This is a genomic window from Vibrio sp. 2304, assembly GCF_033339475.1.
Taxonomy (GTDB): domain Bacteria; phylum Pseudomonadota; class Gammaproteobacteria; order Enterobacterales; family Vibrionaceae; genus Vibrio; species Vibrio alginolyticus.
This window is the reverse complement of record NZ_JAWOUQ010000003.1, coordinates 307,551-332,627: the sequence shown is the minus strand read 5'-3', so window position 1 is coordinate 332,627 and position 25,077 is coordinate 307,551. Positions and strand designations below refer to the sequence as shown.

Below are 25,077 nucleotides of genomic sequence, written 5' to 3'. Positions count from 1 at the left end.
CGATAGGTTATTTATGCTTTTATCTGATGGGCTTAAACGTTTGTAACTGAGTTTTTTCTTGTCGCCATTGTCTCGGCGATTTCCCCGTCCAACGGCGAAAGTGGCGGCTGAAGACCGCAGTTTCTGCATAGCCCAGTTGCAACGCGATATCGGTAATACTCTGAATATTCTCATGCAATCGCTGTTCGGCGAAATCCTGACGCACTTGTTGTAAAAGCTGCCGATAATTTGTGCCCTGTTGTTTCAGCTTGTTTTGCAGCATTCTCGGATGCAGGTCCAATGCTCTTGCAACGCGCTCAACGCTGCATTCTCCGGTTGAGAGCAGACGGCCAATCATGTTTGCTGCTTGGTCACTGAGATTGTTGGGGTAACGGGTTTGCAGCTCTTTGAGGTGCTGTTGAAAATGGCGCTCTAGTGCGTCTTCATCTTGGTGGTTCTTAGCGTTAAGCAGAGTCGCTTTAAGTAGGATACCGTCAAACTTATCACCGAAACGCAGTTTGTTCTGCTGGGCAAACTTGCTTTTTTCTACTTCCAATGTTGCGTGTTGAGTCAAATGTAGCGCGAAGTGACTTGCTTCAATATCAAGTAAGCTAGCAACAAACATCGCCAGATGCGACACACTGAGCTGCATCAACTGCGCGATACCTCGTTCGCTGTGCACATCAATATTGAGCGACAACCGTACCCAATCATCTTGTGGCGTCATGTTGAGAGTGACCCCTGACGAATGCAGATAGAGATAATCATTCACCCGCGCCAAGGCTTCACCGACCGTTTGCGCCCGGGAAACCAGCATTGGCAAGTCTCCCAAGCTCTGTAGGTTTTGACGCTCGGCGAGCAACACGCCAAACAGCGGTTGCTGACAACGAGCAGCCGCTTCCTCCAGCAATTCAGCCAGCCTAGGGTAGGCGAGATACGTATCGGGATTGCGAAACTGCGCCGCAGACAGCCCGACGGCAGCCATAATCTCAACCGGATTCTGCCCCAGTTCGGAAACCAAGCTATCAAATTTATCGGCAGCGCCACTTCGTACGATATACATGTCTCGATTTGTAAATGTTAACAGGTTGTAAATCGCAATGTATCAAATTTACTTCGCAAAAGGTCAAGTGAGTGTCAGTGAGTTGATCTAGGTTACATTTTGATAACAACAACGCGTGGATGAGAAGGTGTATGGAACTTATCAATAAAACGGCCATTGTGACTGGGGCAGCTGGTGGAATTGGCCAAGCCATCATTGCAAAGCTGAGAGAGCAAGGAGCCAAAGTGCTTGCTGTCGATATTTCAGAACAATCACTGCAAATGTACACAAGTTTTGACCCAAAGCAGTTGGGAACCTTTGTCGCGGACGTCACCGATTACCAACAAGTTGAAGCTATGGTGAAGTACGCGGTTGAACAGTTTGGCTCGCTTGACATCATGGTTAACAACGCAGGCATTGGCGCGCCGAAACCTCTGCTTGACCACGACCCAATTGCCGATTTTGAGCCGATCTCAAAGGTCAACCAAAATGGTGTCTACTACGGCATTCTCGCCGCTGGGCGACAATTCCAAGCACAAGGCACGCCGGGCGTGATCCTCAATACTTCTTCTGTTTACGCACGAATGGCGTCTGAGATGACCTTTACCTACAACGTCAGTAAAGCCGCAGTCGATATGATGACCAAATGCGCCGCATTAGAACTCGCACCATTGGGTATTCGTGTTTGCGCTGTCGCTCCGGGACGCGTTGATACTCCGATGTTAAGGCAATACGAAGAGATTGGCCTGTGGGACCACATCCGCAAAGAACAGATGCGTCAAAACTTCACACAACCAGAAGAGATTGCTGATGTGGTGGCGTTTCTGGTCAGCGAGAAAGCCAACTGTATCAACGGCTGCACCATCAGCGCATCTGACGGTTTCGAGAATTTTAAGTACCCACTTATGGGATAGGCGAGTACGCCACATTACAGCAATAGCGAGGATGTAAGTTATGTCATTACCAGAAGTTATTCAGCATCAAGATTTCCTATTAACTCTTAATACCAATGAAGAGTCGATCATCAAAGACGCGCTACCGGGTGTTGATGTTTACCCGTTGTTTCTAGACCCAGAAAATGGTACTTGGGTGGTTCGCGCCAAATTCAAACCGGGTATCACTCTGCCTAAGCACTACCACACTGGTGTGGTGCACTTCTATACCCTGAGCGGCGCTTGGCACTACATCGAGTATCCAGACCAAGTCCAAACCGCTGGTAGCTACTCATATGAGCCGGGCGGTTCGATTCATACCTTCCACTGCCCTGAAAGCTCAGGCGGTGCCGACGGATTTATGGTGATCCAAGGTGCAAACATTAACTTTGACGAAGATGGTAACTTCATCAACATCATGGATGCGGGTTGGATTGAGCAAGTTGTTATTGCAACAGCGAAAGCACAAGGCTTCACCGCGCGCTACATCAAACCGGGTGCGATTGCTGGCCTAAGCGATGAGCTAGCGGAGTAACCCCATGCAACAGATGAACAGTATTGTAATGCAGGATGGCCGAGTCCGCCTGCAGCAAGTCGAAATCCCTCAACCCGAAGCGGGACAAGTGTTGGTTCGCAGCCTTGCCTGTGGCATTTGTGGCTCCGACCTTCACATTACTCGACACGCGGATGAGGTATTTGATGTATTCCACCAGCTCGGGTTGATACCTGATGAATCCGGTGAGCACGCTCAAGTGATGTTAGGGCACGAGTTCTGTGCGGAAATTGTCGAATACGGTGCCGGTACGCAGCAAACGTTGTCCGTTGGTAGCCGAGTCACCTCTGTGCCGATGTTGCTCAGTCAAAATGGCGCAGGCGTTGGTGTTACTCCGGGTACTTATGGTGCTTACTCTGAGTACTTCCTGCTTGATGAAGCGTTATTGCTGCCTGTCCCAGACGAAATGCCGTCTGAGGCGGCGGCGTTAACCGAGCCGCTGGCGGTCGGTTTGCACGCGGTCAATCGCAGTGAAATCGAAACGGAAGAAACCGCGCTGGTTGTCGGTTGCGGCCCTATAGGGCTGGCGGTGATTGCTGCACTGAAACAACGTAGCGTGAGCAATATTCTTGCGGTCGATCTTCAGGAAGAGAAACTGCAACTTGCTAGTGAGTTTGGCGCAAATCGATTGATCAACCCGACCAAGGAAGACGAGATCGCCGTTGGTGAGCAGTACGCGATGAACTCACGTCTGGTCATTTATGAGTGTGTGGGCAAGCATACCTTGATTGACGATTTTCTGCGCCGTGCTCCTGCCCGAGCGCGAATCGTCATCTCGGGTATCCATACTACACCTGCAATCATCAACTACGCGTACGCGACGGTAAAAGAGCTCGATTTGAGATTCTCTTACTACTACCAACCGCACGAGTTTGAGCAATGCCTACAAGCGATTGCCGAACATAAGTTGCCTTGGCAGAAAATGCTCACCGCCAAAGTGGGAATCGATGGTGTCGAAGACGCATTTACAAAGTTAATGACGCCAAATGATCACATCAAAGTCGTTATCGAACCTTGGCGCAGCGGCGCGTTAGAAGTGATTTAACTCTTAGCCAGATTAAGCTAGCTAAAACCAATTTTAGTTTGGTGACAGCCCCAACCGTAGCAGCTAGGTTGGGGCTTTTTTTGTTAGGCCTGTTCTGCGTATTCCTGTTGCAGAGCAGGGTAATCGGTGTAGCCTCGTTCGTTTCCGCCAAACAACGTTGAGCCATCGAGTTCTGCCAACGGATGGTGATGTTGCAAGCGAGAGACTAAGTCTGGGTTTGCTACGAATGGCCGTCCGAATGCGACAAGATCCGCGTAGCCTTTCTCTAATACTTCGTTTGCTCGTTGAGGATCGTAGCGACCGGCAACAATAATAGCGTTGCGAAAGCGCTTTCTAAGTTCGATTCGAAACGTCTCAGGAATCGTTGGTGCATCGGCCCAATCGGCCTCGGACAAGTGCAAGTAGGCAATGTCGCGCTCCTGTAGCTGTTTTGATGCCTCTAAGATCGTTTGCACGATATCTGGGCAGTCCATATCTTTAAACGTAATGAATGGTGCCAATCTCACCCCAACTCGATGCGCACCAATAGCGGCGATAACTGCATCCACTACTTCGATAAGAAAACGGATACGATTTTCTCGTGAACCGCCGTAGTTGTCTATTCGATGGTTTGAGTTGGTTCTTAAGAACTGATCGATCAGATACCCATTCCCGCCGTGGATTTCTACACCATCAAAACCCGATTCAATGGCGCGTTTGGCTGCGTTCGCGAAATCACCGACAACTCGGTTGATATCCGCTTGTGTCATGGCGCGAGGCTCAACACAATCGACCATATTGCCGTTGCCTTGTTCATCTGCAATCCAAACTTGCGTCTCTACCGGAGCGAGCGCAGATGGTGCGATAGGCTGTTCACCATTTTGGAATGTTGGGTGAGACACTCTGCCCACATGCCATAGCTGACAAAACATCGCTGAGCCTTGTGATTTGACCGCTTGAGTCACACCCTGCCAGCCCGCCACTTGCGCATCGGTGTAAACGCCAGGGGTGAACGAATAGCCTTGAGAATCGTCCGAAATTTGCGTGGCTTCGGAAATGATCAGCCCGGCAGAAGCGCGCTGTTGATAATACGTTGCCATCATCTCATTTGGGATGTTGCCCGGCTGAGTGGTGCGTGCGCGAGTCATTGGTGCCATGACAATACGGTTTTGTAGTGACAACGCTTTCAGTTGAGCTGGTTCAAACAGCTTATTTGTTCTTTGTTTCATGTTGCGCTCCTCAGATAAGTACTGGCACGTTGGTCGCTTTACGAGCGGTTGCCATCCAGTGAAGTACGGCTGGATCCCATTGCACTTCGGGCGCACTGAAAAAACCGCGTAGAATGGAGAACATAATGGCCTGATCAACCAGTGACGTTTGCTTTTCTGAACTTAGGTTGAGCAAGGGTTTGGTTTGTTCTATCAAAGCGGCGACTTCTTTCGCAATCGCAGGTGTATCGTTAATCAAGGCTTCAAAATTTAACGCTTCGGTTTCTTTTTTTGCACGCCATGCTTGTTTAGCGGTTTCTGTTGCAAATTCCGGTAACGTCATGTTTGACCAACGCGGATACCCGACTTTTTGTAGCGGTAAAAACGCTTGTTTTTGCCAGTCTAAAACCGGTGCTGAGGGTTGGCTGCTTTCATTGGAAGATGCCAATTCAAGGAAGTAGTTGATGATGTCTAAGCTTTCCGCCATGGCTTCACCATCGTCTTTGATCAAAAGAGGAACTTGTTTTGCGCCGATGAGGTTTGTGGTGGTGCTCTCGTCGTCATAAGCAATGTTGATGACATCGAGCTGAATATTCAGCATGCCTGCAACAAAACGGACGCGGGCGCTAAAGGGGCAATGTTCATAAATGTACAGTTTCATTTTTGTTTCCTATCTCTTGGCTGGGCAGGGCGTGTTGTTGTGCGTTGAACAGCGTTACGGCGTTTAACTTTGCCCTGTCACATAACGTTCTGGGTCTAAACAATGTCGATAGGGTCAGTATATGGATTCGACTTAATTTGATAATTGGGTTATATCTGAATTGATTATTCAGTTTTTCCAAATAATAAGGGCGCGAAGGTGGATAAGTTTTCGGATATGACGTTGTTTGTCGCCATCGTTAAACATCAAGGTCTGGCAGCGGCGGGAAGGGAGTTAGGTTTGTCTCCGGCGACGGTAACGGCAAGGCTGCAAGCGATAGAAGAACGCTATGGCGTAAAGCTGCTCAACCGAAGCACACGCCACGTATCACTCACGGACGCAGGGGCAATGTACCATCAAGCTTGTCTGAACATCATTGATAGCGTGAAAGAGACGGAAAACTTACTGCAAACGGGTATTTCGGAAGTGCGCGGAACGTTGAAAATTTCAGCTCCACGAGATATTGGCAAACAAATTATTTCGCCGATGGTGTCGGCTTTTTCTGAGCAATATCCGGATGTGACGCCTTATCTTTATCTTAATGACAATTTATCGAACTTGGCTGAATCGGGGCTCGATTTAGTGATTCGTTACGGTGAGTTAGCGGACAGTAATCTCATCTCGCGCAAGCTGGCATCGAGTCAACGTGTGCTGTGTGCGTCACCTGATTATTTGTCGAAGCAAGGTGTCCCAAACTGCCCACAAGATCTCGCGGATCATCGCTGCTTAGCGATGGTGCGCAGCAATGAAGAATTAAAAACGTGGCACTTTAAAGATGAAGAGTCTCACCAAACGATCACGGTCACGCCAAAGCGATTTTCTGATGATGGTGAAGTGATTCGACAATGGGCGTTGGACGGTGCGGGGATTGCATTGAAATCGATTTTAGATATTCAGCAAGACCTCAAAAAACAACGTTTAGTAACGGTTTTGGATGGGTATATGAAAAACTTCAGCGCCTTTTCGCAAGGCGCTGAAGCGGATCTACATGTCATTTATCAAAGCCGCCAATATCAACCGAAAAGAGTTCGCCTGTTTTTGGACTTTCTAGTTGAGCAATTTAGCGCGCTGAGTGATGCCAGCAATCAGATCTAGATGCGATTCAGAGGTTTCTCGGCGGTGGCGATAAATCCCGACGGTGCCAGGGTTTGGTTCGTTTTCCATGGTTAAGCATCGTAAGCCAAAGGATTCCAAATACGGTTTGAGGTGGCCGGTATAAGACATCACCGCGACGCTTTCTTTCAGTACATCAATACTGGCGAGCAGAGAATCCACTTCGTAAGTCGGTCTGTCATCCAGTTGCTGCCTTTCGCGTTCATTTTGCTTCGGGATTGGGTTATCGATGACGTGAGCGAATTTCTTAGCGTCATAAGTGACCGAAAGAGCGGGGTATTCGTGCAGCATATCTTCGGTGACGGTTTTCCCTAGCAGTGGGTGGTTTGGGGAAACAAAATAGGCATCAACCGTTTGAAATAGCGGAATAAACGTAACATCGCATTTAGACGACAAGCCGACAATCTCGTGGCCGATGAAGAATTCAATCTGTTCGTTGATTAATGAATCCATCAAGCCTAAGTGGTTGCCAAATTCGACGTGCGTAGATGCCGAAGGCTGCTTGGTCAGATGTTCATTGAGTGCTTGTTTGACGAACAGCGGCCACCACGCATCGCCAGTACCCATTTTAATTTTTCCGACTTGGTATTGTTTCCGTTCATCAATGCTTTGCATCATTTGGTTGTATTCATGCTGCATCGCGTTGCTATGGCGATAGAGGATGCGTCCGTATTCGGTCAACACCATGCCATTAGGGTGACGTTCAAACAGCGTCACGCCGAGATTCTCTTCCAGCTTCTTTAAATTGCTTGTTACCGTTGGCTGGCTTAACCCTGCCATTCTTGCCGCAGCGCTGATGCTTTGGCAGCGTGCAACCAGTAAAAATTGCTGCAGAGATTTGTCCATTTTCTTTCCCCTCTAAGAATGAGGGGTATTTTGCACAATTTCATTTATAAATCACAAATCTGTAATCTCATTTGATTGAAATTATGCGCATTTCATAGATCTACATCACTGTTGGAGTCTGACGTATAGATGTTATCTATAGCTCGCTCCTGACTTCCTATTTTCCCCTCAAAAAGGTGTTCTTTAGACTGTCGCCAAAACAACAATCTAAGGGATGAACATGAAACCGAGTTTTATTGCGCTTGCTGTCGCGTCTTGTATTGGTCTTGCTGGATGTGGATCAGATTCTTCTGATGCGCCTGTGCCGGTCGACAAACCAATTATTTCAGCCGACTTATATTTACGTGGTTTAAATGGGGATTGGGGCACGGCAGAGCATGTCAAGCTAAACTATTTGGGTAATAACGAGTACGAAACCGTACTGCGCGTCGCTCGAGGTAGCAATCAGTTCAAGATTGCTGATCCGGGTTGGCAGATCCAATACACCTATTTTGAGGAGCCCGCGGCGTTCGATAAAGCTCAGGAGTACCTACCAAAACCAGACACGAATGAAGCGTGTATGAACGATGATTGCAACTCTGAGATCACGTTTGAAGACAAAGGGTATTACAAGTTTTCTGTGAGCTTTGCCGATGAAAGTCGTGCGACAATGACTGTGACGAAAGCAACGCAAGAAGAAGCGGAAAAATACTACTCTGATGCGATTCTCGACCCTGCAATGGTGCATGAAGGGCATCAGAATAAAGAAGTGAAACTGTTCGCCAATTACGATGACTCGAGTGATACCGTGATTTTCTCGGTGAAAGATCCTAAAGCTGAGCTGCGTGAATTTGGTATTTCAACGACGACAGAATTGCGTGATGCGCTCGACCAAGGCTTAGTGATTAATGAACAAACAGGGCCGCGAGTGGTGTCGGGCGATGTCGCGTTTGATGCGTTGTTTGCGTTGACGATGAAAGAGCTAGACCAGCTTGCCGTTTCTGAAATCAAAGACGGCAATTACAACTACAACAACCCAATCAAAGCGGAAGTTTTTGAGACGGGCGCGAAGTGGCATTATGTATGGACGCGTGATTTGGCGTACGCAGCAGACCTTTCGCTTGCATTGATGAATCCAACTCGCGTGCAAAATGGTTTGAATTTCAAATTGTCCGCTTTCCGCGATACGACCGATCAGCAATACGATGGCGAGCAGATTGTGCAAGATACGGGCACGGGCGGTAGCTGGCCAATTAGTACCGACCGCACGACTTGGGCGCTTGGTGCAGAACGCTTACTTTCGGCATTGGATGGGGAAGAGTACAACCAATTTGCTGAGCGCGCTTACAAAGCGATCAGCAATACACTTGAAGCCGATCGCCTGGCGGCTTTTGATGCGAAATCCGGTTTATACACTGGTGAGCAATCATTCCTCGATTGGCGTGAGCAAACGTATTCAACGTGGACGCCAAACGATGTCAATACGATTGGTAGCAGCAAAGCGTTATCGACAAACGTGGTTCACTACCGCGCGATTCAGCTCGCGGCTAAGTTGGCAGAGAAGTACGATTCAACCAACGCGGTCAAATACACCGATTGGGCTGCACAGCTAAAAACCGCTATCAACGAGCAGTTTTGGAATGCCGAACGCGGTATGTACGTAAGTTATTTGTTTGACAATGGCAAAGACATTGCGGTCGACAAATATGACATGTTGGGCGAAGCACTTGCGATCATCAGTGGTGTGGCAAGTGATGCGCAGGCGAAACAAATCATGGCCAATTACCCACACAGTGAGTTTGGCGTGCCGGTTTACTTCCCTCAGCAACCGGACGTGCCTGTGTACCATAACCGCGCAATTTGGCCATTTGTTACCGCGTACAGCTTGCGCGCCGCGCATCAAACACAAAACGTGGCAGCAGTGAACAATGCCATTCAATCGTTGGTTCGTGGTACGGCAACTAATTTATCCAACATGGAAAACTTAGAGTGGCTTTCTGGTAAGTCATTCATCATCCATAGTGATCATGGCGAAGATCCGAGCTTGGATGGCCCAGTGATTAACTCTCAGCGTCAGCTTTGGTCTGTGGGTGGCTACTTGAACATGGTGGTAGAGACCCTATTCGGCATCCATACCGAAACAGGTAAGTTGGAAGTGAAGCCATTTATCACAAGTTGGGTGCGCAATAATTTGTTGGCTCAGTCTGAACAAATCACGTTGGAAAACTTTGCCTTCAAAGGAAAGAACTACTCGGTAACGATTGACTTGCCTGAAGTAAGCAAAGATGAAACAGGTTACTACCCAGTTGAAAATGTCACGATGGACGAAGAGGGGCATTTCCACGTGACACTGGGCGCGCTTGTGAATGTAGATAGTAGCATTACTTTAGTTTCTGGGGTGAAACCGTATGTGAGTGAAGATAGCCGCGTATATTCTCCGCAAGAGCCAACATTGGTGGTAAAAAGCGTTGATAATTCGGTTTCGATTGACGTGACGAGCAAGTACAACGTGAACTTGTATCGCAATGGCGAGCTGATTCAAAAGAACGTGATTGCTCAATCTTATTCCGATACGCCAACAGGTTTTGCTTGTTATTTGGCTGAAAGCATTAACGATAAAGGCTTCCGTTCTAACCCAAGCCAACCAGTTTGTGTCGGTGAAGAGATCCGCATCAAACTTGATGGCGAATATCAGCCACTCAAAGACAATATCTCAGTGGTTACGGTGAGCAAAGAGAGTGGCGTTGTAAAAGGTTCAGAGTCGTTTACAGCCCCTGTAACGGGCACTTACCAGTTTGATGCTTGGTACAACAATAACCTAGGGCAACTTAATACTGGCATCACGAACACCGTGAAACTGTTAGAGGTATTGGATGATGCAGGTAAAGTGGTTGATCAAGGTTACTTGCAGATGGGCCATATTGGTGAAAACCAAGGTATGCGTTACTCAACGCCAATAGAAGTGACGTTGGAGCAGGGAAAAACCTATCAGATCGCGTTGAAGGACCACTTCAATATGAGTTACCTCAAATCGAATGAAACCTACATTTACGCTGGTGGTATTGAGGGTGAAAAAAACGAAGCGCAAATCGCAGATATTCGAATCACACCTTTAATGTAGGCTGTTTTAACAAAGCAGTGTTCTAGAAAACTGTGTTCTAAGAAAGACAAAGCCGCTGAGATTATCAGCGGCTTTGTTGTATTTGCTATCGGTGGCCGTTTACAGATTAGTTTGCAGCCTGCGGACGAGGTTTACGGCGCTGACCTGACGGTTTGTTTCCTGCAGGCTTAGCATTGTTTGGCTTGCGGTTACCAGACGGTTTACCAGCGTTGCCACTCTTATTACCGTTTGGTTTATTTCCACTCGGTTTATTGCTATTTGGTTTGTTGCCGTTAGGTTTACGGTCATCTGGTTTACTGTTTGCACGACCTTGGCCTTCACGGTTGCCTTTAGGCTTGCCCGCACCGCCCTGGTTGGTGCTGTTTTTGTTGCCGTTGTTACCACCGTTGAAGCGACGTTTAGGTTTGTTTGCACCATTGCCTGCTTTCTTTTCGGTTGCCGGAGCGTTTTCGCCCGCAGCATTTGGCGCTTTTGGTTTTTTCGGCTTCTTAGGTTTTTTCGGTTTGATTGGGCGCGTATCCAGTTTAGATTCTGGCACCACATTGGTTGGCGCAAAACCTTCCAACTCTTTACGTGGTAGTACTTCTTGAATCAAACGTTCAATCGCAAACAACTCAGATGCTTCTAGCGCACACACCAGTGAAATCGCTTTACCTACTTCGCCCGCGCGGCCAGTACGACCAATACGGTGAACGTAGTCTTCTGCCACTTTCGGTAGCTCAAAGTTCACCACTTGCGGTAATTGCGGAATATCGATACCGCGCGCAGCAATGTCCGTCGCGACCAACACACGAATTTCACCCGATTTAAAATCCGCCAGTGCTTTGGTACGCGCGCCTTGGCTCTTGTTACCGTGGATGGCAGCAGCAGGTAGATTTTGTTCTATAAGGAACTTCGCCAGACGGTTTGCGCCGTGTTTCGTTTTCGTAAACACCAGCACTTGCTTCCAATCGCCGTCTTTGATCAATTTAACCAACATCGGTGCTTTCTTCTTCACGTCTGCTGGGTAGATGCTTTGCTCAACCGTTCTCGCCGTCGAGTTAGCCGGATTGACTGAAATCTCAACCGGGTTGTTCACCAAGCCTTTCGCAAGATCGCGGATTTCATCCGAGAAAGTCGCCGAGAACAGTAGGTTCTGACGTTGTTTTGGTAGCAGAGCTAGGATCTTACGAATGTCACGGATAAAGCCCATATCCAACATACGGTCTGCTTCATCCAGTACCAGAACTTCTAGTTGGTCGAACTTCACTGCATTTTGGTTGTACAAATCCATCAGGCGCCCTGGTGTCGCGACCAACACATCCGCACCTTTGCGAAGACGCAGCATTTGCGGGTTGATCTTCACACCACCAAAAACAACCGCACTGCTTAGTGGAAGGTGACGGCCGTACATAAACACGTTTTCTTGCACCTGAGCCGCAAGTTCACGCGTTGGCGTCAGGATAAGTGCACGAACTTGGTTAGCACGAACGCGAGGGCCGTTCGATAAACGCTCAAGAATCGGTAGCGTAAAGCCTGCAGTTTTACCTGTACCAGTCTGCGCTGCTGCCATTACGTCTTTCCCTTCCAAAATAGCAGGAATTGCTTTTGCCTGAATTGGCGAAGGGGTGTCGTAGCCTTTCTCTTGAATAGCTTTAAGGATTGGAGCAGATAGACCTAACGAGGTAAAACCCATATGTATGATTCTCAATTGTAGAGTTAGATAACAACGCGCCGAAAACAAATCGGTGCGAAAAGTGCGACATTCTGAGGCTTTTACGCCCAGGCTTCAACTAATTCCGTCATGGATAAATATTTGAACTGGATCTCATTTCTTTTTGGCAGGCAAAACTGATAACTGGTTTGGTCGATCGATTGAATGGTTTTACGTTGGCGATGCCCATTCTTACATCGCTATCACGGTATGCAGTTTTAGTTTATCAAATGCTGTTCGGAGTGTGGGGGAGGCTTGCTCCTTTCATTACTCCGCTTTTGCATGCGTTAAAAACGCACTCGTCAATTGCTGAAAGAGCGAATCTACCGATGGGCGGTCGGATACATGATGGAAGAGCGGTGTGTGGACATCACCACGAATATCATCGCTGTGACCGCAAAGCTGATTACACATTCGTACTGGTTCGACAATCTTCTCGACGTCGGCATCAATCAGAATGCATGCTTGTGACAATACCACTTGTCCGCCGCCTTTTTTAAGTAAAACACGCTGCGCGGTTCCCACGACTTTTTGCCCGCCAATGTTGAGGTTGTACTCGCCATCGCAGTAGGAATAAGGCGTAGCATGAACATCCACTTTCACGCCGAGCTGTTTAAAGAAAACCGTTAATATCGCACATAAATCGAGATACGCTTTTTTGATGTTGTAAGGCTCGCCTTCTGGCCAGTGGTAAATGTGGGATAGATTGATAATACCTGGCACCTGAGGGACTGGGGCACCACCGGTTTTACGAGAAAAGAGCTTCCAGCCAGACGTATTTAACGCATGTTCTAACTCATTAGACACTGGCCATTTCTTACCCGCGGGAAGCACGAGCGTTGGACTTTTTACTTGCCAAAGCAATAGCACTTGCGAGAGTTGGTTGGACTGAACTTGTTTAATGAGCTCATCTTCTTTGTCAAATGCATCAGCGACTTCCGTAGCTGTGTAGCGAATTAGCTTATTTTTAGCAACCAAACTCTATCCCTCGCGGCTATTTAATCGTTACTGTTGTATCTCAGATACAGCTTTATTGCTAGGTCTGAGTGATTAGGCTTTTGCTCGCTAGCTGCATGATCACCTTTTGGATCTTTTCCGTTGTCCATTAATTCTACTTGAACACGCGATAAAAAGTTTTTGCTAGTCATCACATCAGCCATTCATAAAATCTGCCATCTATGAAAAATTTTGGCGATATAAGTATGAAAAAGCGAGTGATGACTCTCGCGTTAGCGGCATCATTAACGGGATGTGTGACGTTCCCAACTCAAGAATCTGAGCAAGTACAGGTGCTTTGGGGCAATGTGAAGGCGATTGAAAACTGTGAACTAATGGGTACCGTGATCGGCTCAGAAGGACACTTTTACGACTACTGGCTTCATGCAGATAAAGACATGGTTTGGGGGACGCTAAACCAAATGCGCATCAAGGCGGCAGATTTAGGCGCAGATACCTTGTACTTATATCAACCGTTGAGCTTTTCTACGTCAGTGACGATGTTTGCAAATGCTTACAAGTGCAAACAGTAGCTATTGGCTTGATCATAATTGAAAGACAGGCGCTGCTCGCCTGTCTTTGATGCGCTCTACAAATACTGGCTACCTTGCGTTAATTGACGTTTGCTGTCGCCACCGCTGATGTATCAGAAAACGACAATGTAAAGTCTCGCTCAGTATTAAGCACTTTGGCTGGAAACTCTAAGCTCAACTGCGTATGTGGCGCGACTTCTGAAGCAATGCTAGTAACGAATTTTCGGGTTTCTCCAGGAGAGATCGATATGTCACTTCCACCTTGTGATGAGAGCTCAGCGATACCCATTGTTTCAAGTGTGTTACCTGCAGTATCCGCCAGGTGTAATAAAGATTCTGACTTGTAGATTAATTCTCCACTTTCGGTGCGATAGGCATTAAACGTGTTGAAATTTGGTTGTAATGATCCTTGTGATCCAATGTTAGTAACGGAAAATGTCACATTAGCGCCATCAAAGTTCTCGACTCTTACGAGTACGTTACCGTCTTGGTAACGAGCGGCTGCTGCCGCGGTTGCTTGTTGTTTCTGCCGCTGTTTCTCTTTTTCAATGTCGCTTAACTGTTTCTGCTCATTAGCGATTCGATTCTTTGCCATGGAGTACGACTGATCGACCATTGCTATTAAAGCGGGGATTGAATACAAAGTGAGGCCTTCCAAATGGTCAAAGTCGATTTTGGCATGTTGAGTACGTTTATGATTAGAAAATTGGCAGTAACCATCAATCAAACTGATGAAAGCCACTTCAAAAGTGCCCTGTAATCGGCTTACTTCCTGTGCTGCTTTCTCTAGATTTGAGCGGACTTTCCGAATCTCGTCCAAACTCTTTTGTGAAAGACGACCGTTTGGCGATACGTCGTTAGAAACCGAAACCAGTTCTTCGGTCACAAATGGATTGTTTTCGGCAGGAATCACCGTAGTGATACGGTTGGATTTGGTGATGTCTTCGCCCAATAAAACCATCATTTTTTGCGATGCGGCGGTTGTGTTGCCCGCTAATACGTCACTACAGTTTGGCGACGTATTGGCATATGCGGCGAATGCGGTAAAAAGTGAAAGTGTAACGGACCAGCCGATGGTGACAAGTCCTGTCGTGATTCGAGTATTCATCCTGATAACCCCTCTGTCATTTGGTGCGATTCACTGACGTAATTGCCAATCAAAAGATTGGCTCGCGACATTCAGAATGGTTCTGGTCAACCCTTCGTAGTGGGTATGCCCACAGATGCTTTTTTAGTCGTTTATCAACCGCTAAGCCACGATTGATAAAGTGTCTGAAATTGGGAGCATTAACGCTGCGAAGTTGATGTCTTTGACTGAAAGATAGACGTAACTTTTCTAACCATCAAATACGTGATTGAGTTCTCATTTTTATATGAGTGAGAGGTTCAAGAGAAAACAGGTACTTACTATAGAGAGTTGATTTGAAGGAAAAATATAAATTTTTTGGGGAACTTTTTTGATGCTGCCTTTGAGACTTTTTTTGAATCTCAAAGGCAGGTTCTTACACTCGCGCTCAATTACAACGTGTTGAGGACATCCGCGAGTCGAGAGACAGCCGTCGTTAGTTCTTCTGGCGTGGCATTGGTAAAGTTAAGACGCAGAGCGGCTTTTACCTTTGAACCTTCTGGATAAAAGACCGGGCTCGGCACTACAGCAACCCAGTTTGCGAGAAGGTTTTTCGCCAGTTCGAAGGTGTCGCATTCTGGAATTTCGACCCAAACGAACATACCACCATCGACGGGTTTGAGTACGCAACTTTCTGGCAGCTGTTTTTGCAGTTCAGCAAACATGACATCGTAACGTGATTTGTAAAGCGCACAGATGGTTGAAATGTGCGTTTCGAAGTTGTCATGTTGGAGCAGGCCATGCAGCAAAGCTTGCATAGGAATACTAGAGTGCAGATCGGCACCTTGTTTAATTTTGATAAGTGGCTCAAGGTAGCTGCTTTTGCCCGTAACTACACCAATACGCAAGCCCGGTGAAGCTATTTTGGAGAAAGAGCGCAATACGATGGAGTGCTGTGGGCAGAAGTCCGAAACCAGTGGAAGCGCTTCACCAGAAAAACGCAGCTCGCGGTATGGTGCGTCTTCAATGAATGCCACGTCGTATTGTATACAAAGCTCGGCAACTTTTTGGCGAGTCTCTAGCGCCCAGCATACGCCCGTTGGGTTGTGAAAATCGGGCACAGCATAGAACATTTTCGGTTGCTGTGTAGCAAAGCATTGTTCAAGTTCTTCAAGGTTTGGACCACACTCGGTTTGTGAAACAGTCACGATGTTGGCTTGCACTAGACCGAATACTTGCATAGCACCAAGGTAGCTTGGTGCTTCCATCACCACTTTATCGCCCGGATTCACGTACGCACGCGCAATCAAATCTAGCCCTTGCTGAGAGCCAGTTGTGATCATCGCCAAATGAGATTCTGGCAGCTGGTAATAATCGGTCAAAAAGTTAAGTAGCGGGGCGTAGCCTGCTGTTGCGCCATATTGAAACACCTCTGGCATATTCGCGAGGTTTTCGAGCGTCGGTTTCATTAAGTCGATCGGGAAGGTTTTTTCGTCCGGTAAGCCACCTGCAAGAGAAATGACGTTCTTATCGCTCGCTGCTGCGAGGATTTCTCGGATGTAGGATGACTTAGTTTGTTGTAATGACTGTGCGATTTCCATGTGCTGTGCTTCTCGTAATTGTCTTTTTTTATGTCAGAAATAGTATAGGTAAATTGCCAAGCTTGGTGTGTTCATTTATGCTGTTAAACATGTCCATTTATGCTATTTAAGCGAAAATTTACTCCGTGAGCCACCAACAAGTTTCTAGGATCAATGACGTGCTGTTTTACATTCACCAGGACATTAGCAGAGATTTATCGGCTAAAGAGCTAGCAGATGTAGCAGCCTATTCTGAACAGCACTTCCATCGTATTTTTAAAGATGTGGTAGGGGAGTCTGTCCATCAATATATCCGTCGTACAAGAATGGAATACGCCGCCAATCAACTGATGTTTGATACCAGCTCGTCGGTGTTAGACATTGCTAACAAGTGCGGCTTTAGCTCGGTATCTTCTTTTAGCCGAGCGTTTAAAGCAACGTTCGCTATGTCTCCTGGCGCGTGGCGAAAGCATGATTTACAAGTTGCAGAAAAGCCGTATCTAAAAGATCCGGAAGTGGCTGCGGGTTATCATCGGGTTGCTAAACGCGAGTTGCCAGAACCTAAAATTATGGAGGTCCCACAACGCTTTGCGGCTTATGTGCGGCATGAGGGTTATAGCCGTTCCATTCGCAATGCGTGGCTGATTTTGAAGGCGTGGGCAAGCTCTGAGAATCGGGACTTTTCGGTTCAATACGGTTTGCATCACTCCAACCCCGCTTGGGTCGAGCTCGATAAGTGTCGCTATGTGGCTTGTATGGCGATTGATAAGCCGCTTAAAGTACGCGGTGTCGTGAATCAAATGACGATTCCGGGTGGTTTGCATGCTGTTTTTCGCTTAACAGGGGTATATGGAGAGCTTCTTCCTCAATTGAGTATGGTGTTAGAGAAGTGGTTGCCGAATTCAGGCTTTAAGCAGCGTTCTACACCCGCTTATGTTCACTATCATAAAAACCATTTCCTTAGCCATGATGAGGCGTTTGAGCTGGACTTCTATCTGCCCATCAGCTTTTTCTAATTGGAGTCTTTATTTACTATCCGTAAGGAAGAAAATGCTAAGCTCTATATGGTAATTTTTTACAAATAATTGAAAATTAAATGAACATCGATCATGTAAAGCTATTTGTCCGTTTGGCTTCGACACACAACATCAGCATGGCTGGTCAGGAGCTTGGACTTTCTCCTGCTGTCGCTAGTGCGCACATCAACAAACTTGAGGACAGCTTAGGAGTTCGTTTAGTTCATCGCACCACACGCAAAGTTTCCTTAACTGAAGAAGGGCAGGCTTTTTTACCTCACGCGGAGGAGGTCCTTGCAACAGTGGAGGCAGCAAGGGGAGCTGTTGGCTCAGGGCAGAGTGCGCCAACGGGAGTATTACGTATGACCGCTTCTGCAACTTTTGGTCGCTTGCATATTGTGCCCGCATTAAAAGGTTTTATGGCGCGTTACCCAGGGTTAACCGTGGACTGCCGATTTTCTGATTCCATTATTGATCTGGTTGAGGGAGGTTTCGATGTCGCCATTCGTGTCGCTGAGTTGAAAGATTCTTCATTGGTCGCAAGAAAGCTTGCGCCAGATCGTCGTATTATCGTTGCATCACCAGATTATATTGAACAATTTGGGAGACCTAACAAGCCCCAAGACTTGACGAATCATGAATGTATTAACTTAGTTGGAATGAATAATTGGTCATTCAATACAAAAGATGGAATGTTCAATGTAAGAACTTCTGGTCGTTTTAAAACCGATAATGGTGATGCGATGAGAGACGCGACGGTAAACGGGTTAGGTATTTCTATCAACTCGGTTTGGAGTGTTTATCAAGAATTACAAAGTGGTCAGCTAGTGGAAGTACTCGAAGATCACCCTTTAGCGATGGATGCTGGGATTTGGGCTGTGTACCCAAGCTCTCGTTTAATTGCGCCTAAGGTGCGTGCCTTTATTGATTACTTTGCTGAATACTATGGCACGCCACCTTATTGGGAAGAGGTTTAAAAGTCACAAAGACCATGATCCGTGCTCAGTTGGAATAGCAAAAAAAGCAGACCCATGCAGGGTCTGCAGTGTTAGAGAGATTAAAAGTCTGCGTTTGTATCGGTACCAACAAAGACGCTAATTCCGCTGGTAGATTGATAAATGCTAAAGGTTTCACCTGCAACAATACCATCTACAGAATCGTCATTTGCGGTACAGGTATAGCCGACGGAGTACGTACCGGGCTCTACAAAGCCAAATTCATATTCGTAATTTGCTTCATCAATGTCTTCCACTACGTTCGCCGCTGCGATTGGCATTATTTGGCCTTCTGCGCCTGCAAATGGCCCCATGTTCTCTTCGGCGATATTTCCTTCATATAGGTAGACCGCGTGTGCATACCCATTTGCGCTTGGGGTATCCGTTTCGCAGTTTTGGTAGGTTAATGTTGCGATATCTCCCTGAATTTCACCCGTTGTAACCGTGTTAATTAAAGTGACTGAGGTGCGCTGAATACTGTAGCCCTCGTTTTGCCCAGTTCCGTCTTTTAAGCCACGACGCAGGTCAAACTCCACCACAAATTCGTTGTTGTCAGGGTTGACTGCGAAGGTATCATTAAAGAACAGTACCCCAGAATTCGGATCTTTTCCGACCCCCTGCGGACAAGCCCCATTACCTTTTACGGTCAGTGGTATTTGATTGCCGGTCGCTTCATCAACAACATAGGATGGATAATCCGGATGATCGCCATCATTCGCAAACACGCAGAGTTTGTAATTGCCAGTGGGTATCAGCTCGTCGTCCACTAACTCTTGAGCGTTACTGCCTTGGAAATTGAGTAAGTTAACACTTAGTGGGAGTGGATCTTCACCTTCGGGAAGGGGGTTACCATCTTCGTCGACCAAATTGCCTTCTTCGTCTGTTTTATACACATCGAAAACTAGTGGTGTACCACCATCCAAAGGGAGGAATGCCACTTTGTTGTATGCGATAACCACTTCTGATACGTCATCAATAGGGGCATCTGATACAGACAAAGTAACCGGAGTCATTGTGCTGACAGAGTCACTGTCTGAATTACAGCCAATCAACGCAACTGTTATTGACGCACTGATCAAGCCAATTTTCATGCTGTTCATTTAGATGTACCTTTTTATTAGAAGTGTATTAAATGTAGTCGATTATTGATAAAACACAGAATAATAACGAGCGGAGTCGCGCGGTTAAAAGAGTGATAAACCATGACTAAGAAGTTCAGTAAAAGTGTGCTCAAATCGACGATATTGTGCTATTTGAAGTGCTATGGTTAGAAATGTGTCGCTCAAAAAATGAGCGGATAAATACATCAACAACTCTAGCCAAGAGGTCTCTATGTTAGGTGAAAATCACTCATTAACTCATGAATTCCCAGAACATTTGGATACCATTACTCAGCTTACCGAAAACGATGCATCATTTGCTGAAACCGTTAAAAACTACAATGCTTTAGATAAGGAAATCCGCGTACTAGAACTTCAAGGAAGCCCGATTGATGATCACGAAATGAACGTATTAAAACATAACCGGGCTGAGCTCAAAGACTGGCTCCACTCGCGAATAATGGGTTCTTAGTGACGAAATGATCATCGGCTCGTAAATAGCGGGCCGATTTTAGTTCCAATGGACGATGCCAAGTGTGCAAACATTAGGAGTGCTGAGCAGGAGCTTGGAGCGGCAGGTGACCAGTTTTTACCCAAATGATCGTTTCTTGCTCTACAAAAGGAAAATGCTCGCTCATATGTGGGCTTCGGATCCAAGAGTAGGGAGGATAGGTTCCTAGCTCGTCTTTAAATTCCCCCGATAACACAAAAATTTCTTCACCACCAAAGTGACGGTGTGGTTGAAACTTCTCGCCTTTCGGCCATTTAACCAATGCGACATGTTCATGCTCAAAATCATGCAGAGGCATGACTTGCAACCCACCGACACCACTCTGCCAGCTCGCTTGGTTTGTATTAATGCGAACTGTTTCAAGATCCTCAGATTCGAACTGATTTAGTTTAACTAAAATCACACAGCCTTCTTTGCTAAATGGTGCGTGTTGACTTCCTGGAGGGTTACGAAGGTAAGTGCCGGCAGGGTAGTCACCGTATTCGTCAGAGAATACCCCCTCGAGCACCAATATTTCTTCTCCTTGAGGGTGAGGATGAGTCGAAAACTGCGAATTTGGCTCGTACTTAACGACGCTGGTGGTATGCCCTGATTCTTTGGCTTCTCGTTCCAAAGGTTTGCGCCACACACCTTTGGAAGGGCTGGCGATCCATTCCTGTTGAGCAGTATCTATCACGATTCTTTTTGAAAAATCCATATTCAACATATTGAAATTCCGTTACTTATTTAATTACTAATTCTCATTAGTATACGTATAAAAAACATCAATTGATTCATTTGTTGATAGCCCAATTCATGGATTGAGTACGAACATGAAATCGGAGCCTAATTTAAATTTCTGCTTGTGTAATGAGAATTGTTATATTATAACATCGCAAAATTAAATGTTATAACATAACAAAAGGGAAAAAGTAGTGAATAAGAAATTGGTGTCTCTCGTGATCGGTAGCATTTTTGCATCCCCTGTTTTTGCCGACACACTATCGAACCCACAGATTGGTGTTGTTGTTGATGGCTACTACCAAGATGGCCAACGTCATAATTCTGAGCGCGAAGAAGGCTTTGGTCTAGGCCATACGGAATTAAACTTCTCATCAAATATCGACGACAAGTTTTACGGCGCATTGACCGCGGTTCTTGAAAGTCATGGTGATGATACAGAATTAGAGCTTGAAGAGGCATTCATCGAAACTTTGGCATTGCCATATGGTGTAAACGTGCGCGCTGGCCGATTCCTATCTGACTTTGGTTACCTGAACAACCAACACATGCACACCGATAGCTTTGTTGAGCGTCCAATTGCTTATCGTACTTTCCTTGGCTCGCACTACTACGATGATGGTGTACGTGCAAACATCGTGTTGCCAACCGACCTTTATGTAAAACTTGGTGTAGAAGCGCTCAGTGGTAGCAAAATGTCTTCTGTCGAAGATGGTTCTGAAGTTGGCGTGTACACCACGACGCTGAAGCTTGGTAGTGACTTCTCCGAATCTTCAAGTTGGCAGTTTGGTTTAAGTTACCTGCGTAACGAAAACGGCAAGGTTAAAGAATTCGAAGATCACGACCACGGTCATGAAGAAGCGCATGAGCACGAGCACCATCATGGCGCAGCAGTGACAGGTGCGAACCTTTACGGTGCTGATTTTGTTTGGAAATGGGCACCAGACGGTAATTACAAATACAGCAACTTCACGCTATCGGCTGAATACATGCTGTTAGACGGTGTGGTAGATAGCAAATATAAAAACGATGCAGAGTCACCAGACAACTTAAGCGCTTACTATGTTTCGGGTGTTTATCGCTTCAACCCAAGCTGGTCAGCAGGTCTACGTTACGGCGAAGCAGAAAGCTACGATGGTCATGCACATGGCGACCACATGCATTTTACTGAGCTGAATGATAAAGAAATGGATGCGATGATCGCATGGGATTCTTCTCACTTCGGTACTATCCGTGCGCAATACACTCGGATTGATAACCAAGACAGTGAGACAGACAACGTGTTCACTCTGCAATACGTGATGACATTTGGAGCGCACGGTGCTCATGCGTTCTAAGCTGACATTAAATAAATGTAGTTTGGTGATGATGGCGGCAGGAGCTGCCATCATTGCTTCGCCTGCTTCGGCTCTAAACATTTTCGTTTGTGAGCCAGAATGGAAAGCCTTTCTTGAAAGCCACGCGCCAGATGCCAGTATTTATTCAGCGACAACGGCTAAGCAAGACCCACATTACGTACAAGCTCGTCCTTCTTTGATTGCGAAGATGCGCCAAGCGGACATGGCAATGTGTTCGGGCGCAGAGCTAGAGGTGGGGTGGTTACCTATGCTGCAAGTTCGTAGCAGCAATGCGGCGGTGCAAAATGGTGCGCAGAGCATGATCTACGCGACGGACTTCGTGCGCATGTTAGATACTCATGCTCACGTTGACCGTAGCATGGGAGATATACACGCTCACGGTAACCCACATGTTCAATTTGCGGCAAATGACATGATTCCATTATCTCGTAAAGTCACGGAGCGCCTAAAAGCGATTGATCCCGACAACGCACAAAGTTACCAAGTGAATGGTATGAAGTTTCGTGCTCATTGGCGTAAAAAGCTTAAAGAATGGAATGAGAAAGGGGCTGCTTTAAAAGGTAAGCAAGTTGTCGGTTATCACGCGACGTATCGTTATTTGTACGATTGGCTCGGAATGAAGCAGATTGCCGATCTCGAACCTAAACCGGGCATTTCACCGACCACATCTCACCTGCAATCGCTTACCAAGTTAGATGCTGACAGTTTTGATGCGGTTGTTTACTCCTCTCATCAGGATCAGCGTCCAGCGAACTGGTTGCAAGATCATACTGACAAACCTGTGATTCAACTGCCATTGACCGTTTCTGAGGGTGAAAGCTTGGATGAGATGTACGATCAGGTCATTGATGATTTACTGGATGTGTTAGTGCCGCCCGTTCCTGAGAAGATCTAAGTCATGGCGGATTATACATGGCTTTTACCTGCGGTTTTGTGTGGTTTAATTGCGTTAGTTGGCAACATCGTTCTGGGGCAACAAGTTCTTAATCGTCAGATCATCTTTATAGATTTGGCGGTGGCGCAAGTCGCGGCATTGGGGGCAGCACTAAGCCACTACTGGTTGAGCCAATACTCGCTGTTCTCAGGCTCATTTTTTGGCGAAATGATTGGCCCTTGGGTGATGTCTTTGATGCTTTGCGGTTTGATTGCCTTAATGGAGAAACGATACCAGCAACATTTAGAGCCCATGATTGGCAGCTTGTTTGTCGTGTCTGCATCGCTGGCGATCCTGCTGGTGAGCAAAGACCCACATGGCGGAGACTTTATTCAGGGCATTCTTAATGGGCAACTGTTATGGGCGACTTGGGCAGACGTTTGGCCTTTGGCACTTATTACCGCTGCGATGTTGCTATTAGTTTGGTTAAAACCTGCGTTTATGCGCGGTAGTGGTTTTTATCTGATCTTTGCTATTCTGATGCCCATTACGGTCAAGTTAACCGGCATTTATTTAGAATTTGCTTTGTTGGTGATTCCAGCTTTATGTGCGGCAGCATTGAAGGGAACTCGATTCTTTGTCGCCAGTATCAGCATTGGTATTGTTGGGATCTTATCGGGTATTGCCGCATCGGCTCGCTATGACTTACCGAGTGGTGCGAGTATTGTGATCACCCTGTTTATTGCTGGCATGTTGTTTAATCTCTTGCTTCAGCCTTTTCTGGTGAAAATAACAAAATCAGCTTTTGTAAGAGATTAAGAGACAAGTAATATTGGTCTGATGAAGTAGTATTTGAGTAATCAGACCAATACTTTTCTATCCAAGCCCTCCAATCGTGTAACTTTGCGCCTTCCAACACACTTTCTTACGTTGATCTTGCCATAGTCATCAAGTTGCCTTGATTAGTTCACATCCGACTCCCAGACTGTTTCTATAGTTTTTGTAAGATATAAAAGACCCTGCGTATGAGAAGCGCAGTTGTAACGCGACTAGGCATAAAAACAAAAAACGCTAGGGATACAAGCGAATTTGTAATCTCAACATTTAAGGAAGACCAAGATGAAACCGGAAAAAGTAGCAGTAATCACTGGTGCGGCTCGTGGTATTGGCCAAGCGATTTGTGAACAATTACTGGAGGATGGATTCCATGTTGTCGGGCTAGATATAGCGCCCGTGGAATGGAGTCAGTCGGCGCAGCTAAGCAGTTATCAAGTCAACTTGTGTGATGCCGAAGCCGTCAGTGAAGTAGTAGAAAGTGTTGTAGAGCAGCACGGAAGAATCGATGCTCTGGTTAACAACGCGGGCATCACTCGAGATGCATTGTTGCCAGATATGTTAGAGCAAGACTGGGACAGCGTGATCGACGTGAACCTAAAAGCTGTGTTCTTACTCACCCAACGTGTTGCTCCTGTCATGCTAGAGCAGGGCACAGGCAGTATTGTTAGCATTTCTTCTATAGTGGGAACGGATGGTAATATCGGCCAGAGCAACTACGGCGCAAGTAAAGGCGGCGTCATCTCAATGAGCAAAGGCTGGGCGAAAGAACTTTCAAGAAAGGGTGCACAGATACGCGTCAACTGTGTCGCGCCAGGCTTTATCGCCACCGACATGACCAAGAACCTGCCAGAGAAAGTCATTCAAATGATGGAAGGCAAAACCCCATTAGGGCGCATGGGCTCAGTTCAAGATATTGCCAGTGGCGTCTCTTTCCTAACCTCAGACAAGAGCGCCTACATCACAGGCCAAGTGCTCAAGATTGACGGTGGGCTGGTGTTATAGCTCGCTAATCAAAACGTCAAATACCAAACGCCCTTTACTTATATGAAGGGCGTTTTTGTTTGAGGAATGTTATTCGGGCTTTTGACACTTTCACTTTATTCGTTTCGCACTGCCGGACTTGTATGATTAAGTATAGAGTGAGTACACATAATTCACTTTTACATCGTTCTCTGTTATTAACCTAGATATGTAGCTAATCAAAAATATTAACTTCGAAATAGAATAGCTGTTGAGGTATTAAAGTATGATTTTGTTGCCCATGGTATTAATTTAAATGATAATGCCAAGAAATAATTAAC

General features: G+C 46.4%; 23 protein-coding genes and 1 pseudogene. 14 read left to right on the top strand and 10 right to left on the bottom strand.

The genetic code is table 11. From position 1 onward, the window contains the following. Positions 1-19: 19 nt before the first annotated feature. Complete coding sequence (locus R7P64_RS08680) at positions 20-1,042, bottom strand: AraC family transcriptional regulator (protein ID WP_318123390.1); 1,023 nt, start codon at positions 1,040-1,042, stop codon at positions 20-22. Positions 1,043-1,173: 131 nt separating this feature from the next. On the opposite strand from R7P64_RS08680, the gene R7P64_RS08675 reads away from it, so the two are divergent. Genes R7P64_RS08675 through R7P64_RS08665 form a run of 3 tightly spaced genes read left to right on the top strand, consistent with a single transcriptional unit; the run spans position 1,174 to position 3,551 of the window. Further along, positions 1,174-1,935 carry an SDR family NAD(P)-dependent oxidoreductase gene (locus R7P64_RS08675; protein ID WP_054576147.1) on the top strand — a complete coding sequence of 254 codons (762 nt, stop codon included), beginning with the start codon at positions 1,174-1,176 and terminating at the stop codon, positions 1,933-1,935. A gap of 40 nt (positions 1,936-1,975) precedes the next feature. Further along, the gene (locus R7P64_RS08670) at positions 1,976-2,488 is read left to right on the top strand and encodes a 2,4'-dihydroxyacetophenone dioxygenase family protein (protein ID WP_318123388.1); all 513 of its coding nucleotides are present in this window, start codon (positions 1,976-1,978) and stop codon (positions 2,486-2,488) included. A gap of 4 nt (positions 2,489-2,492) precedes the next feature. Beyond that, positions 2,493-3,551: a zinc-binding dehydrogenase gene (locus R7P64_RS08665; RefSeq protein ID WP_017633585.1), complete on the top strand. Its 1,059-nt coding sequence runs from the start codon at positions 2,493-2,495 to the stop codon at positions 3,549-3,551. An 83-nt stretch (positions 3,552-3,634) separates the two neighbouring features. Here the strand turns inward: R7P64_RS08665 and R7P64_RS08660 are convergent, their stop codons facing one another. Next, positions 3,635-4,759, bottom strand: a complete 1,125-nt coding sequence (locus R7P64_RS08660) for an alkene reductase (protein ID WP_047008063.1) — start codon at positions 4,757-4,759, stop codon at positions 3,635-3,637. A gap of 10 nt (positions 4,760-4,769) precedes the next feature. Then, positions 4,770-5,399: a glutaredoxin 2 gene (grxB, locus tag R7P64_RS08655; protein WP_137282799.1), complete on the bottom strand. Its 630-nt coding sequence runs from the start codon at positions 5,397-5,399 to the stop codon at positions 4,770-4,772. A 198-nt stretch (positions 5,400-5,597) separates the two neighbouring features. On the opposite strand from grxB, the gene R7P64_RS08650 reads away from it, so the two are divergent. Next, a complete protein-coding gene (locus R7P64_RS08650; protein WP_213906697.1) occupies positions 5,598-6,533 on the top strand; it encodes a LysR family transcriptional regulator in 936 nt (311 codons plus the stop codon). Here the strand turns inward: R7P64_RS08650 and R7P64_RS08645 are convergent. After that, positions 6,486-7,397, bottom strand: coding sequence for a LysR family transcriptional regulator (locus R7P64_RS08645; protein ID WP_069494270.1), 912 nt, complete (start codon positions 7,395-7,397; stop codon positions 6,486-6,488). The genes R7P64_RS08650 and R7P64_RS08645 overlap by 48 nt on opposite strands. Before the next feature lie 220 nt (positions 7,398-7,617). Here R7P64_RS08645 and R7P64_RS08640 point away from each other — a divergent pair, with 220 nt between their 5' ends. Next, positions 7,618-10,497 (top strand): MGH1-like glycoside hydrolase domain-containing protein, encoded by a 2,880-nt coding sequence (locus tag R7P64_RS08640; RefSeq protein WP_318123387.1) that lies wholly within the window; start codon positions 7,618-7,620, stop codon positions 10,495-10,497. A gap of 106 nt (positions 10,498-10,603) precedes the next feature. On the opposite strand, the gene R7P64_RS08635 is transcribed toward R7P64_RS08640, so the two are convergent. Next, a complete protein-coding gene (locus R7P64_RS08635) occupies positions 10,604-12,172 on the bottom strand; it encodes a DEAD/DEAH box helicase (RefSeq protein ID WP_213871445.1) in 1,569 nt (522 codons plus the stop codon). 148 nt (positions 12,173-12,320) lie between these two features. Between R7P64_RS08635 and R7P64_RS24840 the strand changes: the two are divergent. Next, a pseudogene (locus R7P64_RS24840) lies at positions 12,321-12,398 on the top strand (VOC family protein); the annotation flags it as partial. 59 nt (positions 12,399-12,457) lie between these two features. Here R7P64_RS24840 and R7P64_RS08630 read toward each other — a convergent pair. Continuing rightward, on the bottom strand, positions 12,458-13,168 hold the full coding sequence (locus R7P64_RS08630; protein ID WP_005373753.1) for a biotin/lipoate A/B protein ligase family protein: 711 nt from the start codon (positions 13,166-13,168) through the stop codon (positions 12,458-12,460). A 224-nt stretch (positions 13,169-13,392) separates the two neighbouring features. Here R7P64_RS08630 and R7P64_RS08625 point away from each other — a divergent pair, with 224 nt between their 5' ends. Continuing rightward, positions 13,393-13,719: a DUF4156 domain-containing protein gene (locus R7P64_RS08625; protein ID WP_167416172.1), complete on the top strand. Its 327-nt coding sequence runs from the start codon at positions 13,393-13,395 to the stop codon at positions 13,717-13,719. Positions 13,720-13,798: 79 nt separating this feature from the next. Here the strand turns inward: R7P64_RS08625 and R7P64_RS08620 are convergent, their stop codons facing one another. Both R7P64_RS08620 and R7P64_RS08615 read right to left on the bottom strand, forming a co-directional pair. Further along, a complete protein-coding gene (locus R7P64_RS08620) occupies positions 13,799-14,827 on the bottom strand; it encodes a hypothetical protein (RefSeq protein ID WP_053349297.1) in 1,029 nt (342 codons plus the stop codon). A gap of 410 nt (positions 14,828-15,237) precedes the next feature. Further along, positions 15,238-16,386, bottom strand: a complete 1,149-nt coding sequence (locus R7P64_RS08615) for a PLP-dependent aminotransferase family protein (RefSeq protein WP_017819834.1) — start codon at positions 16,384-16,386, stop codon at positions 15,238-15,240. 125 nt (positions 16,387-16,511) lie between these two features. On the opposite strand from R7P64_RS08615, the gene R7P64_RS08610 reads away from it, so the two are divergent. Then, positions 16,512-17,381, top strand: a complete 870-nt coding sequence (locus tag R7P64_RS08610; RefSeq protein ID WP_005387011.1) for an AraC family transcriptional regulator — start codon at positions 16,512-16,514, stop codon at positions 17,379-17,381. An 80-nt stretch (positions 17,382-17,461) separates the two neighbouring features. After that, positions 17,462-18,358: a LysR family transcriptional regulator gene (locus R7P64_RS08605; RefSeq protein ID WP_167416170.1), complete on the top strand. Its 897-nt coding sequence runs from the start codon at positions 17,462-17,464 to the stop codon at positions 18,356-18,358. An 80-nt stretch (positions 18,359-18,438) separates the two neighbouring features. Here R7P64_RS08605 and R7P64_RS08600 read toward each other — a convergent pair whose 3' ends face one another. Continuing rightward, positions 18,439-19,476, bottom strand: a complete 1,038-nt coding sequence (locus tag R7P64_RS08600) for a DUF4382 domain-containing protein (protein ID WP_213866906.1) — start codon at positions 19,474-19,476, stop codon at positions 18,439-18,441. Between the two features lie 232 nt (positions 19,477-19,708). On the opposite strand from R7P64_RS08600, the gene R7P64_RS08595 reads away from it, so the two are divergent. Next, positions 19,709-19,948: a YdcH family protein gene (locus tag R7P64_RS08595; RefSeq protein ID WP_005373737.1), complete on the top strand. Its 240-nt coding sequence runs from the start codon at positions 19,709-19,711 to the stop codon at positions 19,946-19,948. Positions 19,949-20,021: 73 nt separating this feature from the next. Here R7P64_RS08595 and R7P64_RS08590 read toward each other — a convergent pair whose 3' ends face one another. After that, complete coding sequence (locus R7P64_RS08590; RefSeq protein ID WP_137282793.1) at positions 20,022-20,693, bottom strand: cupin domain-containing protein; 672 nt, start codon at positions 20,691-20,693, stop codon at positions 20,022-20,024. Between the two features lie 208 nt (positions 20,694-20,901). Here R7P64_RS08590 and R7P64_RS08585 point away from each other — a divergent pair, with 208 nt between their 5' ends. The 4 genes from R7P64_RS08585 to fabG all read left to right on the top strand — a co-directional run bounded on the left by R7P64_RS08585 (position 20,902) and on the right by fabG (position 24,778). Then, on the top strand, positions 20,902-22,044 hold the full coding sequence (locus R7P64_RS08585) for a hypothetical protein (RefSeq protein WP_318118905.1): 1,143 nt from the start codon (positions 20,902-20,904) through the stop codon (positions 22,042-22,044). Next, complete coding sequence (locus R7P64_RS08580; RefSeq protein WP_318123419.1) at positions 22,034-22,960, top strand: metal ABC transporter solute-binding protein, Zn/Mn family; 927 nt, start codon at positions 22,034-22,036, stop codon at positions 22,958-22,960. Before R7P64_RS08585 ends, R7P64_RS08580 begins: the two co-directional genes overlap by 11 nt. 3 nt (positions 22,961-22,963) lie before the next feature. Then, positions 22,964-23,758 (top strand): metal ABC transporter permease, encoded by a 795-nt coding sequence (locus tag R7P64_RS08575; RefSeq protein ID WP_318118907.1) that lies wholly within the window; start codon positions 22,964-22,966, stop codon positions 23,756-23,758. Positions 23,759-24,058: 300 nt separating this feature from the next. Then, positions 24,059-24,778: a 3-oxoacyl-ACP reductase FabG gene (gene fabG / locus R7P64_RS08570; protein ID WP_318118908.1), complete on the top strand. Its 720-nt coding sequence runs from the start codon at positions 24,059-24,061 to the stop codon at positions 24,776-24,778. Positions 24,779-25,077 lie beyond the last annotated feature (299 nt).

Coding starts and splice junctions, on each gene's coding strand:
- R7P64_RS08680 (WP_318123390.1), bottom strand. CDS start 1,042: ATGTATATCGTACGAAGTGGCGCTGCCGATAAATTTGATAGCTTGGTT.
- R7P64_RS08675 (WP_054576147.1), top strand. CDS start 1,174: ATGGAACTTATCAATAAAACGGCCATTGTGACTGGGGCAGCTGGTGGA.
- R7P64_RS08670 (WP_318123388.1), top strand. CDS start 1,976: ATGTCATTACCAGAAGTTATTCAGCATCAAGATTTCCTATTAACTCTT.
- R7P64_RS08665 (WP_017633585.1), top strand. CDS start 2,493: ATGCAACAGATGAACAGTATTGTAATGCAGGATGGCCGAGTCCGCCTG.
- R7P64_RS08660 (WP_047008063.1), bottom strand. CDS start 4,759: ATGAAACAAAGAACAAATAAGCTGTTTGAACCAGCTCAACTGAAAGCG.
- grxB (WP_137282799.1), bottom strand. CDS start 5,399: ATGAAACTGTACATTTATGAACATTGCCCCTTTAGCGCCCGCGTCCGT.
- R7P64_RS08645 (WP_069494270.1), bottom strand. CDS start 7,397: ATGGACAAATCTCTGCAGCAATTTTTACTGGTTGCACGCTGCCAAAGC.
- R7P64_RS08640 (WP_318123387.1), top strand. CDS start 7,618: ATGAAACCGAGTTTTATTGCGCTTGCTGTCGCGTCTTGTATTGGTCTT.
- R7P64_RS08635 (WP_213871445.1), bottom strand. CDS start 12,172: ATGGGTTTTACCTCGTTAGGTCTATCTGCTCCAATCCTTAAAGCTATT.
- R7P64_RS08625 (WP_167416172.1), top strand. CDS start 13,393: ATGAAAAAGCGAGTGATGACTCTCGCGTTAGCGGCATCATTAACGGGA.
- R7P64_RS08620 (WP_053349297.1), bottom strand. CDS start 14,827: ATGAATACTCGAATCACGACAGGACTTGTCACCATCGGCTGGTCCGTT.
- R7P64_RS08615 (WP_017819834.1), bottom strand. CDS start 16,386: ATGGAAATCGCACAGTCATTACAACAAACTAAGTCATCCTACATCCGA.
- R7P64_RS08605 (WP_167416170.1), top strand. CDS start 17,462: ATGAACATCGATCATGTAAAGCTATTTGTCCGTTTGGCTTCGACACAC.
- R7P64_RS08600 (WP_213866906.1), bottom strand. CDS start 19,476: ATGAACAGCATGAAAATTGGCTTGATCAGTGCGTCAATAACAGTTGCG.
- R7P64_RS08595 (WP_005373737.1), top strand. CDS start 19,709: ATGTTAGGTGAAAATCACTCATTAACTCATGAATTCCCAGAACATTTG.
- R7P64_RS08590 (WP_137282793.1), bottom strand. CDS start 20,693: ATGTTGAATATGGATTTTTCAAAAAGAATCGTGATAGATACTGCTCAA.
- R7P64_RS08580 (WP_318123419.1), top strand. CDS start 22,034: ATGCGTTCTAAGCTGACATTAAATAAATGTAGTTTGGTGATGATGGCG.
- R7P64_RS08575 (WP_318118907.1), top strand. CDS start 22,964: ATGGCGGATTATACATGGCTTTTACCTGCGGTTTTGTGTGGTTTAATT.
- fabG (WP_318118908.1), top strand. CDS start 24,059: ATGAAACCGGAAAAAGTAGCAGTAATCACTGGTGCGGCTCGTGGTATT.